Annotated in this window: 13 protein-coding genes; 7 read left to right on the top strand and 6 right to left on the bottom strand. The window is 63.5% G+C overall.

From position 1 onward, the window contains the following. Positions 1-150: 150 nt before the first annotated feature. Positions 151-1338, bottom strand: coding sequence for an acetyl-CoA C-acyltransferase family protein (locus BTHE68_RS24835; protein WP_162068928.1), 1188 nt, complete (start codon positions 1336-1338; stop codon positions 151-153). Between the two features lie 261 nt (positions 1339-1599). On the opposite strand from BTHE68_RS24835, the gene BTHE68_RS24830 reads away from it, so the two are divergent. The 3 genes from BTHE68_RS24830 to BTHE68_RS24820 are packed head-to-tail and all read left to right on the top strand — an operon-like array spanning position 1600 to position 5094. Then, entirely contained in the window at positions 1600-2442 is an 843-nt protein-coding gene (locus BTHE68_RS24830) for a TauD/TfdA dioxygenase family protein (RefSeq protein WP_162068927.1), read from the top strand. A gap of 36 nt (positions 2443-2478) precedes the next feature. After that, positions 2479-3828 (top strand): MFS transporter, encoded by a 1350-nt coding sequence (locus BTHE68_RS24825; RefSeq protein ID WP_162068926.1) that lies wholly within the window; start codon positions 2479-2481, stop codon positions 3826-3828. Positions 3829-3885: 57 nt separating this feature from the next. Next, positions 3886-5094 (top strand): CaiB/BaiF CoA transferase family protein, encoded by a 1209-nt coding sequence (locus tag BTHE68_RS24820; RefSeq protein ID WP_162068925.1) that lies wholly within the window; start codon positions 3886-3888, stop codon positions 5092-5094. Positions 5095-5102: 8 nt separating this feature from the next. Here BTHE68_RS24820 and BTHE68_RS24815 read toward each other — a convergent pair whose 3' ends face one another. Then, a complete protein-coding gene (locus tag BTHE68_RS24815) occupies positions 5103-6125 on the bottom strand; it encodes an AraC family transcriptional regulator (protein ID WP_162068924.1) in 1023 nt (340 codons plus the stop codon). Between the two features lie 159 nt (positions 6126-6284). On the opposite strand from BTHE68_RS24815, the gene BTHE68_RS24810 reads away from it, so the two are divergent. The 3 genes from BTHE68_RS24810 to BTHE68_RS24800 all read left to right on the top strand — a co-directional run bounded on the left by BTHE68_RS24810 (position 6285) and on the right by BTHE68_RS24800 (position 9823). Continuing rightward, the gene (locus BTHE68_RS24810) at positions 6285-7094 is read left to right on the top strand and encodes a GntR family transcriptional regulator (protein WP_162068923.1); all 810 of its coding nucleotides are present in this window, start codon (positions 6285-6287) and stop codon (positions 7092-7094) included. Positions 7095-7375: 281 nt separating this feature from the next. Beyond that, on the top strand, positions 7376-8650 hold the full coding sequence (locus BTHE68_RS24805; RefSeq protein ID WP_502710606.1) for an MFS transporter: 1275 nt from the start codon (positions 7376-7378) through the stop codon (positions 8648-8650). A 114-nt stretch (positions 8651-8764) separates the two neighbouring features. Next, complete coding sequence (locus BTHE68_RS24800; protein WP_162069181.1) at positions 8765-9823, top strand: beta-keto acid cleavage family enzyme; 1059 nt, start codon at positions 8765-8767, stop codon at positions 9821-9823. 52 nt (positions 9824-9875) lie between these two features. Here the strand turns inward: BTHE68_RS24800 and BTHE68_RS24795 are convergent, their stop codons facing one another. From BTHE68_RS24795 to BTHE68_RS24785, 3 genes are all read right to left on the bottom strand, one after another. After that, the gene (locus BTHE68_RS24795) at positions 9876-11192 is read right to left on the bottom strand and encodes an MFS transporter (protein WP_162068922.1); all 1317 of its coding nucleotides are present in this window, start codon (positions 11190-11192) and stop codon (positions 9876-9878) included. Positions 11193-11258: 66 nt separating this feature from the next. Next, on the bottom strand, positions 11259-12449 hold the full coding sequence (locus tag BTHE68_RS24790) for a CaiB/BaiF CoA transferase family protein (protein ID WP_162068921.1): 1191 nt from the start codon (positions 12447-12449) through the stop codon (positions 11259-11261). Next, positions 12446-14200, bottom strand: a complete 1755-nt coding sequence (locus BTHE68_RS24785; protein WP_162068920.1) for an acyl-CoA dehydrogenase family protein — start codon at positions 14198-14200, stop codon at positions 12446-12448. Before BTHE68_RS24785 ends, BTHE68_RS24790 begins: the two co-directional genes overlap by 4 nt. Positions 14201-14339: 139 nt before the next feature. On the opposite strand from BTHE68_RS24785, the gene BTHE68_RS24780 reads away from it, so the two are divergent. Further along, entirely contained in the window at positions 14340-15215 is an 876-nt protein-coding gene (locus BTHE68_RS24780; RefSeq protein WP_162068919.1) for a LysR family transcriptional regulator, read from the top strand. A gap of 13 nt (positions 15216-15228) precedes the next feature. Here the strand turns inward: BTHE68_RS24780 and BTHE68_RS24775 are convergent, their stop codons facing one another. Continuing rightward, positions 15229-16143 carry a LysR family transcriptional regulator gene (locus BTHE68_RS24775; protein WP_162068918.1) on the bottom strand — a complete coding sequence of 305 codons (915 nt, stop codon included), beginning with the start codon at positions 16141-16143 and terminating at the stop codon, positions 15229-15231. Positions 16144-16148: the final 5 nt, after the last annotated feature.

Genomic DNA, 16148 nt, shown 5'->3' with positions numbered 1-16148 from the left:
ATGTGATCTGCGCGGCTGTTCAACCACGATTCCCATGCGTGCCCCGGCGACGTCGAGGATCGACGCGGGGGGACACGCAGCCTCACGCTTGGACTCAGTCTATCAGCCAATAATATTAAAGTCGACAACAATTATACGAGGTTCGCGATTTTACAGCCGCTCGAACACGGCGGCGATGCCCTGACCGCCGCCGACGCACATCGTCACGAGTGCGTATCGGCCCGCGATGCGCTGCAATTCGTAGATCGCCTTGGTGGCGAGAAAAGCGCCCGAACAGCCGATCGGATGCCCCAGCGCGATCGCGCCGCCGTTCGGATTGGTCTTCTGCCGGTCGAGTTCGAGGCCTCGCTCGACCGCGATCGCCTGCGCGGCGAACGCTTCGTTGCTTTCGATCACGTCCATCTGATCGAGGGTCAGGTCGCCTTTGCGGAGCGCCAGTTTCGTGGCGGGAATCGGGCCCTCGCCCATGATCTCGTTGGACACGCCCGCGACCGCGTACGACACGAGCCGCGCGATCGGCTTGTGTCCGGCAGCCATCGCGACCGCTGCATCGGCGAGCACGAAGAACGCAGCGCCGTCGTTGATGCCGGAGGCGTTCCCCGCGGTCACCGTGCCGTCCTTCCTGAAAGCAGGCGTGAGCCTGGCGAGCGACTCCATCGTCGTCGCGGGCTTGACGTGTTCGTCGGTGTCGAACACGACCGCGCCCTTGCGCGTCTCTTTCACGATCGGGACGATCTGCGATCTGAAGCGCCCCTCGGCAATCGCGTGCGCCGCTCTGCGATGCGATTCCACGGCGAGCGCATCCTGCTGTTCGCGCGTGATGTTCCACTTGCGCGCGAGGTTCTCCGCCGTCACGCCCATGTGCCCGACGCCGAACGGATCGGTCAGCGTCGCGACCATCATGTCGGTGAGCACGGCGTCGCCCATGCGCGTGCCGTTGCGCATCGAGGCGAGAAGATGTCCGCTGCGGCTCATCACCTCGACACCTCCGCCGACACCATAGTCGCAATCGCCGAGAAGGATGTTCTGCGCGGTCGTGACGATGCCTTGCAGCCCCGAGGAACACAGCCGGTTCACGGACATCGCCACCGATTGCATCGGCAGGCCGGCGCGCACTGCCGCCACGCGCGCCACGTAGGCGAAGCGGCCCTCGGTGGGAATCGTGTTGCCGACCGTCACGTAGTTGATCGCCTGCGGGTCGACGCCCGAGCGCGTCACCGCTTCTTTCATGACGATGCCCGCTAGCTCCGCCGGCTCGAGATGGGCGAGCGACCCGCCGAATGCTCCGATTGCAGAGCGTGCCGCACCCAGAACCACCACTTCGCGTGTACTCGTCATTGCTGTCCTCGCCAAACAATCCCATTGCTTCCGAATGAAGCAATCCACCGAGCCAGTCTAGTTTTGTCGCGGACAGCGGACTTGACGAATCGAGCCACCTGCTTGGCATTTGCTGACACTGCGGGTAAACGCGCAAACCCGTCGGGCTCGCATCCCGAATGCCAAACCGTGACGCGATCAGTCAAGCGCGCGCAGCGTGTCGTCAACACAATCGAACCCGTAACGATTCACCGACCTCATGATTTAAAGGAAAGCGCAACCATGCGAATCAAACCGCTTACATGCTCGATCGGTGCGGAACTCACGGATGTGAACCTCGCGGACATCGCCCGAAGCGAATCTTTGCTCGCCGAGATCAAGGCGCTGCTGCTGAAACATCGCGTGCTGTTTTTTCGCGACCAGGAGATTTCTCGCGCCGACCATGTCGCCTTCGCGCGCTGTTTCGGCGATCTCGAAGATCATCCCGTCGCCAATACGGTGCCCGGCTATCCCGGCCTGATCGAGATCTACAAGAGCGAGAAGCGCGATCACTTCGAGAACACGTATCACAGCGATGCATCATGGCGCGCCAATCCGCCCAGAGCCGCGGTATTGCGCTGCATCTCGTGTCCCGATGTCGGCGGCGACACCATCTGGGTGAACATGGTGGAGGCGTACAACAGCCTGCCGGAAGAGATCAAGACGAAGATCGCGGGCCTGCGCGCCAAGCACGGCATCGAGCATTCGTTCGGCGCGATCCTGACGACCGAGGAGCGCGAGGAACTGGTCAGGAAGAACCCGCTGGTGGATCATCCGGTGGTCCGCACGCACCCGGAGACAGGCGAAAAGGTCTTGTACGTGGGGCCGTTCTCGACTCACTTCATCAACTATCACACGCCCGGGAACGTGCGCTTCGGACAGGACAAGACGCCGGGCGCGAGCCTGCTGCTCAACTATCTGATCAGTCAGGCGGCCATTCCGGAGTATCAGGTGCGCTTTCGCTGGGAACCCAATAGCGTGGCGATCTGGGACAACATGGCGACCCAGCACTACGCGGTGAGCGATTACTGGCCGGCGCCGCGTCGCATGGAGCGCGCCACCGTTCGCGGAGACCGGCCGTTCTGAACGCCGTCCGAAAAAAATTCCAGGAGACAAGCAAGCATGAACGTGATTCCCGATGCGCCTTCGGCCAGCCCGCACGACGGCTACGTCACAGGCCGGCGGCAAGCGTGGTTTGCCTTCGCGATGACCTTCGCGCTCATGTTGTTCGACTTCATCGATCGACAGGTGATCGTTTCGCTCTTCCCGCACATCAAGAGCGAATGGGGTCTCAGCGACAAGCAACTCGGCTCGCTCGTGTCGATCGTCTCGATCGTGGTGGCGGCAGGCGGCATTCCCGTCGCGCTCATCGCTGACCGGAAGGGGCGCGTGAAAAGCATCATCGTGATGGCGATCGCCTGGAGTCTCGCGACGATATCGTGCATGTTCACTGGCAACTACGGCCAGTTGTTCGCCGCGCGCGCGGTCGTGGGCCTCGGCGAAACCGGCTACGGCTCGGTCGGCGCGGCGCTCATCTCGACGTTGTTTCCGCGGCGCTTGCGAAGCGCGGCGCTCGGCGCGTTCTTCGCGGCGCCGTCGCTGGGCTCGGTGCTGGGCGTGTTCCTCGGCGGCATCATCGCGGCGCACTGGGGCTGGAAGGCTGCGTTCGGCGTCGTGGGCGTGCCCGGGCTCGTGCTCGCGCTCATCTACCTGCGCGTGCGCGACTACGATTCCGTGCCGCTGACATCGGGTACCAGCCGCGCCCCGCAGCGGCTGGGTGAAACGCTCAGCCATATCTTCGGCACGCTGGCGCGCACGCCGACCCTGCTGTTCGTCTGCGCGGGCGCGGCGGCGCAACTGATCACGGTGTCCGCCATCTGGTCGTGGCTGCCGAGCTATCTCAACCGTTATCACGCCATGACCGCGGAGACTGCGTCCGGAGCGGCGGCGGCGGTCGTGCTGATCGGCGCGCTGAGCTGCACGTTCTGGGGCATCGCGGTGGGACGCGTGGCGCAACGCAAGCCGCGCAACAAGCTGCCCGCGTTGTCGGTGCTTTGCGTGACGACGTCCGTGATCTTCATTACCGCATTCGGCGGACATTACACGGGCGATGTGCAGTTCAGATGGATCGTCGTGGGCGCGTTCTTCATGAACTGCACGGTGGGCGTGGTGGCCGGCGTCGCGATGGACGTGATTCATCCGGGCATGCGATCGACGGGCGCCGCCGTGCTGTCCCTCTTCCAGAACATGTTCGGGCTGGCCGTCGGTCCGTTTCTGGCCGGCATCCTGTCCGATCGCTGGGGTCTGCAGCACGCGCTCGCGCTCACGCCGCTGTTCAGTCTGGTGGCGGCGGTGTTCTTCGTCGTAGCCATGCGCAGCTATGACCGGGATGTCGAGCGCATCGCGGCGGCCGAGCGCGACGTGGCGCCCGCCGTCGCCGAAGATCGCGTGCCCGAACCGCAAACCGAATGACGATGCCCGATGAACCCCGCAAGTCCCGCTTCATTCTCCACACCATCAGGAATCTCGATGTCGAATCATATTGCTGCGCTGCCGCTCGCCGGCGTGCGCGTTCTCGATCTTTCCCGCGTGCTTGCAGGCCCGTGGTGCGGCATGGTGCTCGGCGATCTCGGCGCGGAGGTGATCAAGGTGGAACATCCGCAACGCGGCGACGACACGCGCGACTGGGGCTTGCGCGCCGGTTCGTCAGGGACGTCCTATTTCAACAGCGCGAACCGCAACAAGCGCTCGGTCACGATCGACCTGCAAACCAGCGAAGGACAGGACATCGCGCGAGCGCTCGCGCGACAGTGCGATGTCGTGGTGCAAAACTTCAAGCCTGGCGGCGCCGACAAGTTCGGGCTCGGGTACGCGCAACTGAAGCAGGACAATGCGTCGCTCATCTACTGCTCGATCTCGGGCTACGATCCGACCGGAACGGAAGCCCAACGTCCTGGCTACGATCTGCTCGTGCAGGGCGAAGCCGGGCTGATGGCACTGAATGGCGAGGCCAGCCAGCCGCCGCTCAAATTCGGCGTCGCCGCCGTCGATCTGTTCACTGGCATGTATGCGGCACAGGCCGTGCTCGCGGCGCTGTTCGAACGACAGAAAACGGGACGCGGGCGGCACATCGAAATGGCGCTGTTCGATTGCGGGCTGATGATCACGTCGTATTACGGACTCGAAGCGCTGATGACGGGCGAAGACCCTTTGCGCTACGGCAATGCACATCCGTCGATCGTGCCGTATGGCGTCTTCGAGGCGGAGGACGGAGCGCTCGTCATTACTGTGGGCAACAACGCGCAGTTCGTCCGGTTCTGCCGCGACGTCATCGATCGACCCGACCTCGCCGAGGACGAGCGCTTTCGCACGAACATCGCCCGGGCGCAAAACCGGTCGACGCTATTGCCCGAGATCGATCGCGAACTCGCGCGGCGCACACGCGCCGTCTTGCTGGAGCGCCTGAAGAAGGCCAGCATTCCATGCGGAGAAGTGCTCGGCCTGCATGAAGCGTTGTCGTCCGAACGGGCCACGGGTTCCGGTCTCGTCACGAACGTGCCACATCCGGAAACCGGCAGTATGCAGGTGCTTTCGCCGCCGTATCGCTTCGATGGCGCGCGTCCGCCGGTGCGGCGCGCGCCGCCGTCACTGGGCGAAGGCACGCGTGAAGTGCTTCAGTCGCTGCTCGAATTGAGCGACGAGCAGATCACGCAACTCGAAGCGGATGGAATCGTGTGACCTGCGCGTCAGTGCGTTTCCCGCACGTCGTCCGCAAAGTAGTCCGTTCTCCAGCGGGTCGGCGGTTTGCCGAACTCCGCGCTGAACCATCGCGAGAACGCGCTGACTTCGGAGAAGCCTACGAGAATCGCGATATCCGAAACCGTATGGCGGCGATTGCCGAGATATCGCATCGCCAGTTCGCCACGCACCTCGTTGACGAGTGCGGAGAAGCTCTGGCCCGCCTGCTCCAGTTGCCGCTGCAACGTGCGGGGCGCGAAGCCGAGGCGTTGTCCGACGCGTTCGATGGCGCCGTGCCCTTGCGGCAGCAGGATATGGAGCGCGCGCCGCACCTCGTCCGTTATCGACGCAGGTCGCGCGGGTAGCCGCAAATCGAGCAGCTCTTTGGCGTAGCGTGCGAGCGTGGCATCGCCGAGCGGATTGGGCCGATCCAGTTCCTCGCGCGTGAGCGCGATGGCGTCGAACTCCGAATCGAATTCGACATTCGGTCCCAGAAATGGCCGATGAAACCGCATGCTCTCAGGCGCGGCGTGCGCGAAATAGACGCTGCGCGCCTTCCACTGCGCGCCGAGAATGCCGCGGATGAGATTGAAAACCGCACCGACAGTCAGCTCGACGATGTCGCGCCCGGGATCGGGCCGACCGGTGACCAGCACCACATGCACGAGCGACACATCGCCGAAGTCCGCCACGCGAATAGAAACCGAATCGCTCAGCATGTGACGATACTGCTCGATCTGCTCGAGCACATGGCGCAGCGTCGGCTGATGCTGGAGATAGAGGCTCACCGCGCCGAAGTCCGACAGACGCCACGCCTCCCCGATCCGCACGCCGAGCGATCGAAGCTCCGACGATCTCGCCGATTCCGCGAACACGCTCGCGAGCCCGGACTCCGGAATGCGCAAATCAGGCGCGCTCAGACACACAGGGTCCAGCCCGGCTTCACGCACCTTGCAGACCGGATCGATGCCGACCGCACGGGCGATGGTGGAATACTTGATCAGCGATGCGCTGCGAACGAAGATAGCCATGTCGAGGTCGTCAAATTCAACCGGTAAAACTATCGGAAAGTCGCTGCGGCGTCTGCACGGAATAACCACTATGGTCTTCGTCATATTTTTGTCGACATTACACACGGTGCATCCTAGAATCAGCCTGTTAAAAATCGACGCGGATCGCTCCGACTCGCCATGGCCCGACTCAAAACGCAGAATCTTCCCGACCTCTCCGCGCTTCTGACGCCCAAAAATCCATTGATGCTGGCTGTCGAGCGCGCCGTGCTCCGCGGGCAGGATTCGGGGTATGCGTCCGCACCTATAGCAGAGCAGATCGCGGCCCGCCTGGCCGGTGTCATCACGCTCGATCTGCTCAAGTCGGGACAGCGCCTGCTCGAAAAGGACATCAGCGAGGTGCTTCATGTGAGCCGCGCCCCGGTTCGCGAAGCGCTGCGCATCCTGGAGCGGGACCGGCTGGTCGAATTCCAGGTGAGACGAGGGGCGATCGTCACCGCGCCTGACGAAAACGAGCTTCGGGACATTTTCCGCGTACGCAGCGTGCTCTATCTGACGATGCTGGAACAGGTCGCCAACGAAAGCCCGTCCGAGCTGGAAGCGCTCATGTCCGAGCGCTTGCCGAGGCTCGTCAAGGCGGCCGATGAATCTCCGGACGCTTATGCGGTGGAAAGCTTCCTGCTGAACTTCGCGACGGTGGATCTCTGCCGCAACCGGCTGCTGGTGGATATTCTGCAATCCATTTCGCTTCGCACGCTGCGCTATCTGAGGCTGAGCATGGTGGCGGATCCGCAGTCCATTCGCGTTTCGCTCAAACGCTGGCGCGCGTTGCACAAGGCCGTCGTCGGCCGCGACGGCGAAACGCTGCTTTCGTTGGCCGCACAGCGCCTCGACGAGGCACGCGATGCCGCGGTTCAGGCGATTGCACCCGTATCAGCGCGCCGCGCCGGGAAGTCACAGAAGAAGGCGCCGGTAGCCTCGCTGGACTGAACTACTTAAAGCATTTCAAGTTCCGCATGCGGCCTCCTCGCCGCATCTGCATGCCCGCTGCCTGGCGGGCGTAGATTCCCTCCCTCCTCACTGCTCCCGACAGTTCCGGCTCCGCCAGCTGTCGGATCGCCTATGCTTCCTCCATGCCCGACACGCATGAGGTATAACCCCAACTCGTTTAATGTCGACATAAATTAAATGCAGTGATAGTCTTCGATCGTGGTGAAGAAGTTCGTCAATCACGAGAGGAGACACCAGTGAGTCTATCGACCACAAATGAAATGCCAGCCTTGAACGTCGCGACCCGCGCTTCCTCCCGCCCCTACGCCTGGGTGGTTTTCGCGCTGATGTTCTGCCTTTTGCTTTCCGACTACATGTCGAGACAGGCGCTGAATGCCCTCTTTCCGATTCTGAAAGTCCAGTGGCACATGTCCGACACGCATCTCGGTTCGATCAGCAGTGTCGTGCCGCTCACGGTCGGTGTCCTGACGCTGCCGTTCTCCATCTTCGCTGACCGCTGGGGGCGGGTGAAAAGCATCGCAGTGATGGTCGCGCTGTGGAGCGTCGCCACCCTGGGATGCGCGATTGCAAGCAATTACGAGGAGATGCTCATCGCGCGCTTCTTCGTGGGCGTTGGCGAGGCGGCTTATGGCAGCGTCGGCATCGCGATACTCGTGAACATTTTCCCGAAACACATGCGCTCCGGCATTACCGGCGGTTTCACGTCGGCAGCCGCATTCGGCTCGGTGCTGGGCGTCTCCCTTTCCGGTATCGTCGCGACACACTTCGGCTGGCGCTGGTCCATGGGTGTGATGGCGATCTTCGGATTCGTGCTGCTCATCGTCTACTGTTGCGTCGTGACGGAGAAAAGGCTCGCACGCGCGCATCCGGAAGATGCCGCGCCGACCGCACATGGGTCCGCCAGATTGACATTCCGCGCGCTCATCGCCGGCATCTTCCCGAGCCGATCGGTGTTCTGCGCGTATCTCGGATGTGCGCTGCAGGTATTCATCCAGGGAACGCTCTTCGTGTGGCTGCCGAGCTATCTGAATCGATACTGGGGCATGTCGGTCAGTCAGGCGGCGTTGACGGCGGCGGGCCTCGTGCTGGTCAGCGGTGTGGGCCAACTCATGTGCGGCGTGATCACGGACCGGATCAGCGGAGGGTCGTCCCTCAAGCGATGGAACATGGCGATTGCCTACTGCCTCGCGCTCGGCACGCTGCTGACGATTGCGTTCCTCGTGCCACAGGGCATCCTGCAACTGGTGCTGCTCGCCTTTGCCGTGTTCTTTCTCGCAAGTTCGTTTGGCACATGCAGCCCGATCATTGCCAACGCAACGTCATCCGCCATTCATGGGTCGGTGTTTGCAACGCTTACGCTCTTCAACAACATCCTGGGTCTCGCGGCCGGCCCATTCCTCACCGGCGCGGCTGCCGACGCGGTCGGCCTCAAGGTCGCTCTGCATTGCCTTCCGCTTCTGGCTGTTCTTCCGTTCATCGTGTTTATCGTCGGCAGGCGGTGCAGCGTGGCGGAAATGTCGCGTGACATCAAATAGTGGACATGAATTAGTTATCCGTATTTGAGTTACGACACGTTTCGAATCAGCCATTCCGGGCGCTTCTCCTTGAACGCTCTCCACTTCAAACTTTCGATTCATACAGCCACCACCATGAATTTCCTTGACGGTCACCTCTACCCCGAGAATCAACAGCCCCTGATCATTACCGCCGCTCCCTACGCGCCAGGCTGGATTCCTTCCGATTTCCCGGAAGACATCCCTGTCACGATGGAAGACCAGATTCAGAAGGCCGTCGATTGCTATGAAGCAGGCGCCACCGTGCTGCATCTGCATGTGCGCGAACCCGATGGCCGCGGCAGCAAGCGGCTCTCCATGTTCAACGAACTGATTGCCGGAGTGCGGGCCCGCGTGCCCGAAATGATCATTCAGGTCGGCGGCTCGATCAGCTTCGCTCCCGAATCCGAGGGTGAGGCAGCCAAATGGCTGAGCGACGACACACGACACATGCTGGCCGAGCTCGATCCGAAGCCCGACCAGGTGACCGTGACCGTCAACACCACGCAAATGAATGTGACGGAGCACGCTGGCCTGGATGACTTCAAGGGCGTGTCGCGCGGATTTCCGCATCTGTACGCGACGTACAAGGACATGATCGTGCCATCGAATCCGAGCTGGGTCGAAGAGCACATCCGACGCCTGACGGCAGCCGGAATCCAGAGCGAGTTTCAGTGCTACAACATCAATAGCTTCGAAACCATCGAGCGGATGATTCGGCGGGGCGTCTACAAAGGTCCGCTGGTGATGAACTGGGTCGCGATCAGCGGCGGGATGGATCAGGCGAATATCTACAACCTGGCAAACTTCCTGCGAGCCGCACCCGACGGCGCCGTGATAACGGTGGAAAGTTCGGTTCTGAACGTATTGCCGGTGAATATGATCGGAATTGCTTTGGGCCTGCATGTGCGATGCGGCATCGAAGATGTGCTCTGGAATCAGACCCGCACGGGCAAGATGAGCTCCGTCGAACAGATCCGGCAACTCGTGCGGATCGCCGGCGAGTTTGGCCGTCCCATCGCAACGGCGCAGCAGGCAAGAGAGATCATGCAGATCGGCGTCTTTTACGAAACCGCGGACGAGACGCTTCAGGCCAACGGCTTCGCGCCCAACCGCAATGGCGCCAACCAGGGCTTTCTGAGGAAGCCGGTCTGAGAGTCTCTCGAATCGCGGGTCCGGCGCCCCAGGGAGAACCGGACCCGCGCGATCATTCCGGCACGGCAATGCCGGACGATGCAACGTACCGTGACCTGCGCCGCTGCAAGCCGAGCAGGCATGCGAGCGATACGGCCGCAAGCGAGCTGTAGAAGAGCGCAAGCGGCCACCACTGCCCCGGCCACGCATGCGCGAGCACGGTGCCGATGAGCGGCGTGAGGCCGCCCGCGACCGCCGCGCAGGTCTGATACGACAGCGAGATCGCGGAGTAGCGATAGCGGACGTCGAACGCATCGGTCATCAGTCCGGCCATCACCGCGTACGAACCGGACATGCACATCACCGCAATCGCAATGCCGATGACGATGGCAACGGGACGTCCGGTCGATACCAGCATGAACATCGGATACGGCGAGAGCATGGCGAGACCCGCCGCCCAGGCCAGGAACCGCACTTGCCCGATGCGTTGCGCAAGCCATCCGGAGATGAGCTGGTTGAAGAAGTGCACGAATGCGACCACGAAAAGACAATCGAGAATGAGCGCGCGGTCGAGCCCGAGCGTCTCGGTCGTGAAGCTGAGCATGAAGGTATTGACGAACCACGCGCCGGCCACGCCGATCACGTTCGCGCCGAGACACAGCAGCACCGTGCCCCACGCGTTGCGCACTACGTCGAGTATGGGCAGACGCGCGGGCTGCGTGCGCTTTGCGGCCGCCGCGAATTCGGGCGATTCGGACACGCCCGAGCGAATGAAGATGCCGACGAAAAGCAGCACCGCGCTGGCGAGAAACGGCACGCGCCAGCCCCAGTCCATCATCTGCTCGCGCGGCAGATGCCCGATCGTCCGGAACGCGAGCAAGGCGAGAATCAGTCCTGCCGGGCTGCCGAGTTGCGCGAACGACGCGAGAAACGTCCGCCTGTTCTTCGGCGCATGCTCGCCCGCCATCAGCACGGCGCCGCCCCATTCACCGCCGATCGCCACGCCCTGCGCCACCCGCAGCGCGACCAGCAGCACCGGCGCGAGCGCGCCGGCGCTGGCGTAAGTCGGCAGAAATCCGATGCCGATCGTGCCGAGCCCCATGATCGCGAGCGTCGCGACGAGCGCCTTCTTTCTGCCGATGCGATCGCCAAGATGGCCGAACACAAGCCCACCGAACGGACGCGCGAAGAAGCCGACCGCGAACGTGCCGAACGATGCGAGCGTGGCATAGAACGGATCGCCTTGCGGAAAGAACAGCTTGCTGAACACGAGCGCCGACGCCGTCGCGTAGATATAGAAGTCGTACCATTCGATGGTCGTGCCGACGAACGCGGCGAACGCGGCGCGCCCCGGCTGACGCGCCGGACTGCCCTGAACATGGCTCTGCATGAACGTCTCCTGATGGTATGGGCCGGTCTGGGTCGCCGGCTTCTCTTGAGGTTGAGTGAAGCGAGATCAGCCTGTCAGCACGCCCGCATCGAACAGACGTTGCTGGGTCGCCGCATCGATGCCGAGTTCGTCGAGGACGGCGCGGGTATCGCCGCCGAGCGCGGGCGGCGGCGTTCGATACGTCGCGGGCGTGCGCGAAAGCTTGATCGGTGTGCCGGTGCCGCGATACGCGCCCATTTCGACGATCAGCTCGCGATGCAGCGTGTGCGGATGCCTCGCGACGGCGTCGACGGTTTGCACGGGGCCGCACGGCACGCCCGCACGAATCAGCTCGGCCGCGAGCGGCTCGCAGTCGTGCTGCTTCAAAAGATCTTCGAGCACCTCCTTGAGCGCCTCGCGATGCGCGCAACGGCTCCTGTTATCGATGAAGCGCGCGTCGTGCGCGAGCGCCGCCGCATTCAGATGCGCGACCAGCTTCGCAAACTGCCGGTCGTTGCCCACAGCGAGAAAGATGGGTGCCGTCGCGGTCCGATAGCTGTCGTACGGCGTGATGTTCGGATGCGCGTTGCCGCTGCGCTGCGGCGTGCGCCCGTTGCCGAAATGATTCGGCAGATGCGGATGCAGCAGCGAGACGCCGCAGTCGTACAGCGCGATGTCGAGCGACTGCCCGCGGCCGCTCTTCTCACGCTCCGCGAGCGCCAGCAGAATGCCCGCGAGCGCATTGAGACCCGTCACCATGTCGACCACGGGAAGCCCGACGCGCAGCGCCGGTCCGTCGCGTTCGCCGTTGACGCTCATCAGCCCCGTGATCGCCTGAATGGCTGCGTCGTAGCCGGGCAGTCCACCGAGCGGGCCGTCCGGGCCGAAGCCGGAAATCGCGCAATGGATCAGACGCGGAAAGCGCCCGGCGAGCGTGTCGTAGCCCATGCCCCAACGCTCCAGCGTCCCCGGCTTGAAGTTTTCGACGAGCACGTCCGCGCCTTCGAGCAACTGCCACAGCACGGCGCGCCCTTCCTCGCGGGACAGGTCGACGCAGATCCCCTTCTTGTTGCGATTGACGCCAACGAAATACGATGCGGTTTCGCCGACGAACGGCGGCCCCCATCCGCGCGTTTCGTCGCCGCCCGGCGGTTCGAGTTTGATGACCTGCGCGCCGTGATCGGCGAGCGATTGCGTGCAATACGGACCGCCGAGCACGCGGCTCAGGTCGATGACACGAAGCCCCTGCAGGGCGCCTGCCACGCGCGCCGGGCTCATCGTGCGCCTCCATCGTGTGCGGGCACGATCGACATCGCTTCGGCGAGGCTTACCGGCGTTTCATCGACGAGCTTGCGAAGCAGCGCTGCATGCAATCGCACATCCGTGGGCGCGAGCGGATCGCGCGGCATGAGCTTGTGCTCGATCACGAGATGCGCAAGCGCGAGCCTGCGATGATCCGGCGCGACGCGGGCCGCTTCCGTCGCCATGAACACGGCCGTGGTCGCGTGGTAGACGGCGCTCGCGGCTTCCCGTACGTTTTCGTCGCGGCCGCATTCGGCCACGCCGTCGAGCGCGGCGCTCGCCCGCCTGAACACGTCACGCAGCAAGGCGACGGTCTGCGGCGGCAAGGCGGCATCGTCGAGTTGCGCATTCAGGTATTGACCGAGCGATGCAAGCGCGCCTTCACGCCGCGTCGCGCGCGCGACGTCCAGCGCAACGATATTGCTCGTGCCTTCCCAGATCGACCCGAGATGCGAATCACGCACGAGTCGCGGGTCTGCCCATTCTTCGATGTAACCCACGCCGCCGCGCACTTCCATCGCATCGCCGGTGACCTTGCGGGCATCGCGGCAGGCGCGGAACTTCACGAGCGGCGTGAGGATGCGTACGCACTTCGCCGCGAGCGCATCGCCGCGATCGGCGCGGGGCAGGAGCGCTGCGATCTGCATGAACATGGAGCGCGCCTGTTCGGCCGGCAGCATCATCTTCAGCAACTGGCGCTGCATCAGCGGCATCTCGATGAGCTTGCGACCGAATGCCGAGCGGTTTCGCGCAACGTGCAGCGCCTCGGTCAGCGCGCGGCGCATCAGCCCCGCCGCGCGCACGCCGTTCGACAGACGCGACATGTTGATCATGTCCGCCATCTGATGAAAGCCGCGGCCCACTTCGCCGATCAGATACGCCTCGGCGCCCTCCAGCACGATCTCGCCGCTCGCCATGGAACGGCTGCCGAGCTTGTCCTTCAGCCGCACGATGCGATACGCGTTGCGCGTGCCGTCGTCGCGTACCTTCGGCAGCAGAAAGAGTGCGAGCCCCTTGATGCCGTCGGGCGCATCGTCGGGACGAGCGAGGACCATCGCGAGGTCGGCATCGGCATTCGAGCAAAACCATTTGTCGCCGTACAGCTTCCATGCTTCCCTGCCGCTCGCGTCGACGCTGCGGCTCGCACGCGTCACCGTGCGTCCGGTATCGGAACCGGCCGCCTGCTCGGTCATGAACATCGCGCCCTGAAAGAGCGTGTCGAAGTCCTGCGATGCAAGCATCGGCAAATATCGATCGACGAGTTCGCGCGAACCGAACTTGCGCAGCGTGCGGGTGAGCGAATCGGTCATGCTCACCGGGCAGCAGAGGCCGAACTCGGCCTGCACGAAGAGGAAGGTGAGCGCGTACTTGACGAGCGGCGGCGGCGCGTCGCTGCGATGACTCATCGATGCGAGGCCGAGTTCGCTGTATGCAACCCGTTCGAGCTCGACATAGTCCGGATGCTTCTCGATACGCTGAATCGCAACGCCTGCGCGCGTGCGCTGCAGCAGCACCGGCGGATGATGATCGGCGCTGGTGGCCCAGACATCGAGTTGGTCGGAGGCGCGCTGTCCGAGATCGGCGAGGCGGCCCTTCACGCTTTCATACGTGGTTTCGCCGAGGAAGCTCCTGAGCAGCGGTCCGAACGACGGATCGCTCGTGAAGAAATTGATGCCGCGGCTGTCGGGAATATTCGACGTCGCGGGCTCGTTCATGCGCTCGGGCATGGGCTGTCTCCTGGTTTATCGTGCGGCGCGCCGGCACCGCATCGTCCTGGGAGTCAGACTACGTTTCGCTTCGATAACGGTCCAATACAATCGATGGCACGTGCGATAACATGAATTTATCGTAGGCGGGAGACATCGCATGGAATTGAGGCAATTGAGGTACTTCGTGGCGGTCGCGGAGGAGCTGCATTTCGGGCGCGCGGCGCGGCGGCTCTTCATCTCGCAGCCGGCGCTGAGCTTCGACATACGCCGCTTCGAGGAACAGCTCGGCGTGAAGCTGCTGGAGCGCTCCAACAAGGCCGTGGCCCTGACCAACGCCGGGCAGGTGCTGCTCGGCGAAGCGCGTCAGCTATTGCAGCAGGCGGAGGACGTCGCCACGCTCACGATGCAATCCGCGCACGGGCTCGTCGGGCGGCTTCGCATCGGCTTCGTGAATTCCATGCTGTATCGCGGCCTGCCCGAAGCGGTGCAGCAGTTCGAGGCGGAGCACGCGGCGGTCGAAATCGTGCTCAAGGAGATGAATACGGCGGAACAGGTGCGCGCCTTGCAGCAATTGCAGATCGACATGGGCTTTGCCCACTGGGGGCATTTTCCCGCCGAGATCGAAGCGCAAACGTGGATGTCGGAGGCGTTCCTGTGTTGTCTGCCCGCAAACCACAAGCTGGCGAAGAAGCGGCGCATCGACCTGCGTCAGCTCGCGCACGAACCGTTCATCCTGTTTCCGCGCGGCGTGTCGCCGCATTATCACGATCAGATCATCGCGACCTGCGTGGAAGCGGGATTCAGCCCGCGAATCAGGCACGAAGCGCGCCTGTGGCAAACCGTGGTGACGATGGTCGAATTTCAGATGGGCGTGGCGCTGGTTCCACAAGCACTCGCGCGCACGCAGTCCCAGCGGGCGGTCTTCGTCCCGCTCGCGCGCAACCCGTTTTCATCGCAGATCTTGCGGCTCACGCGCGCGGGGAGTCAGCTCGATCTGGCGCAAAGCTTTCTCGCCGCGCTGCAACCGAAATGACGGGTGCGTCCAGTCAAAACTCTCGCAGCGTCAGCTCTACATGCTTCAGCCTGCGCACCATGCGCTCGATGAACTCGTCCGTGACATGCGGCAACGCGCGCTGACTCGGGACGATGATGCCCACCGTCAGCGCGTTGATGTTCTCGTCGTCGATCGGCCGCCACACCACGTCGCCGCGCGTCAGTTCATCGAGAAACGCGAGCTTCGAGAAGAACGAGATGCCGCGTCCCGACGCGATGAGCCGTTTCAGCAAGGTCGTCGAATTGCATGTCACGCTCGGCTGCAGCGATTCCCAGAACGGCGGGAAGTCGTTGGACATCACGCCCTGAATCGGCGAACGCCCTTCGAGACGCAGAAACGCGTGATGCCGGCACTCGTCGAAGGTCACGCGCTCGCGCTTCGCGAGCGGATGCGACGACGCCATCACCACGCCCGGCGGCAAGGGCACTTCAGTCACGACATCGAGTCCGGTCGGCAGCTTCGTGATGTACGTGATGCCGACGTCGTACTCGCCGCTCAGCACGCGCGGCGGGACATCGTGCGGCGGCACGGCGGCGATCGAGTACGTGACGGCCGGATACGCATCCGAGAAATCCTCGACCGTCGCCGGCAAAAAGTCGACGAACAGCGAATCCATCGCCACCACCGACACGTGGCCCTTGCGCTCGCCCTTCAGTTCGTCCAGCTCGCTGCGCATCAGGTGGAAATCGTTCAGCGTCCCGCGGATGTGCTGCAGCACGCGCTCGCCGGCGGCGTTCAGGCGAATGCCGTTGGGCAGTCGGTCGAAAAGCTCCGTGCCCATCTCCGATTCGAGCTTGAGTATCTGCCGGTTCACCGCGCTCGATGCGACATAGAGGTTCTGCGCGGCCTTGCGGATCGATCCGCACCGCGCGACCTCGACGAAATACTTCAAAACGTTCGCATGCATCGCCA

Origin of the sequence: Burkholderia sp. THE68 (assembly GCF_009938265.1) — a bacterium.
In the GTDB taxonomy this organism is placed as follows: domain Bacteria; phylum Pseudomonadota; class Gammaproteobacteria; order Burkholderiales; family Burkholderiaceae; genus Caballeronia.
Note: the sequence above shows the minus strand (reverse complement) of the source record. Positions and strands in the feature narration are given on the sequence as shown.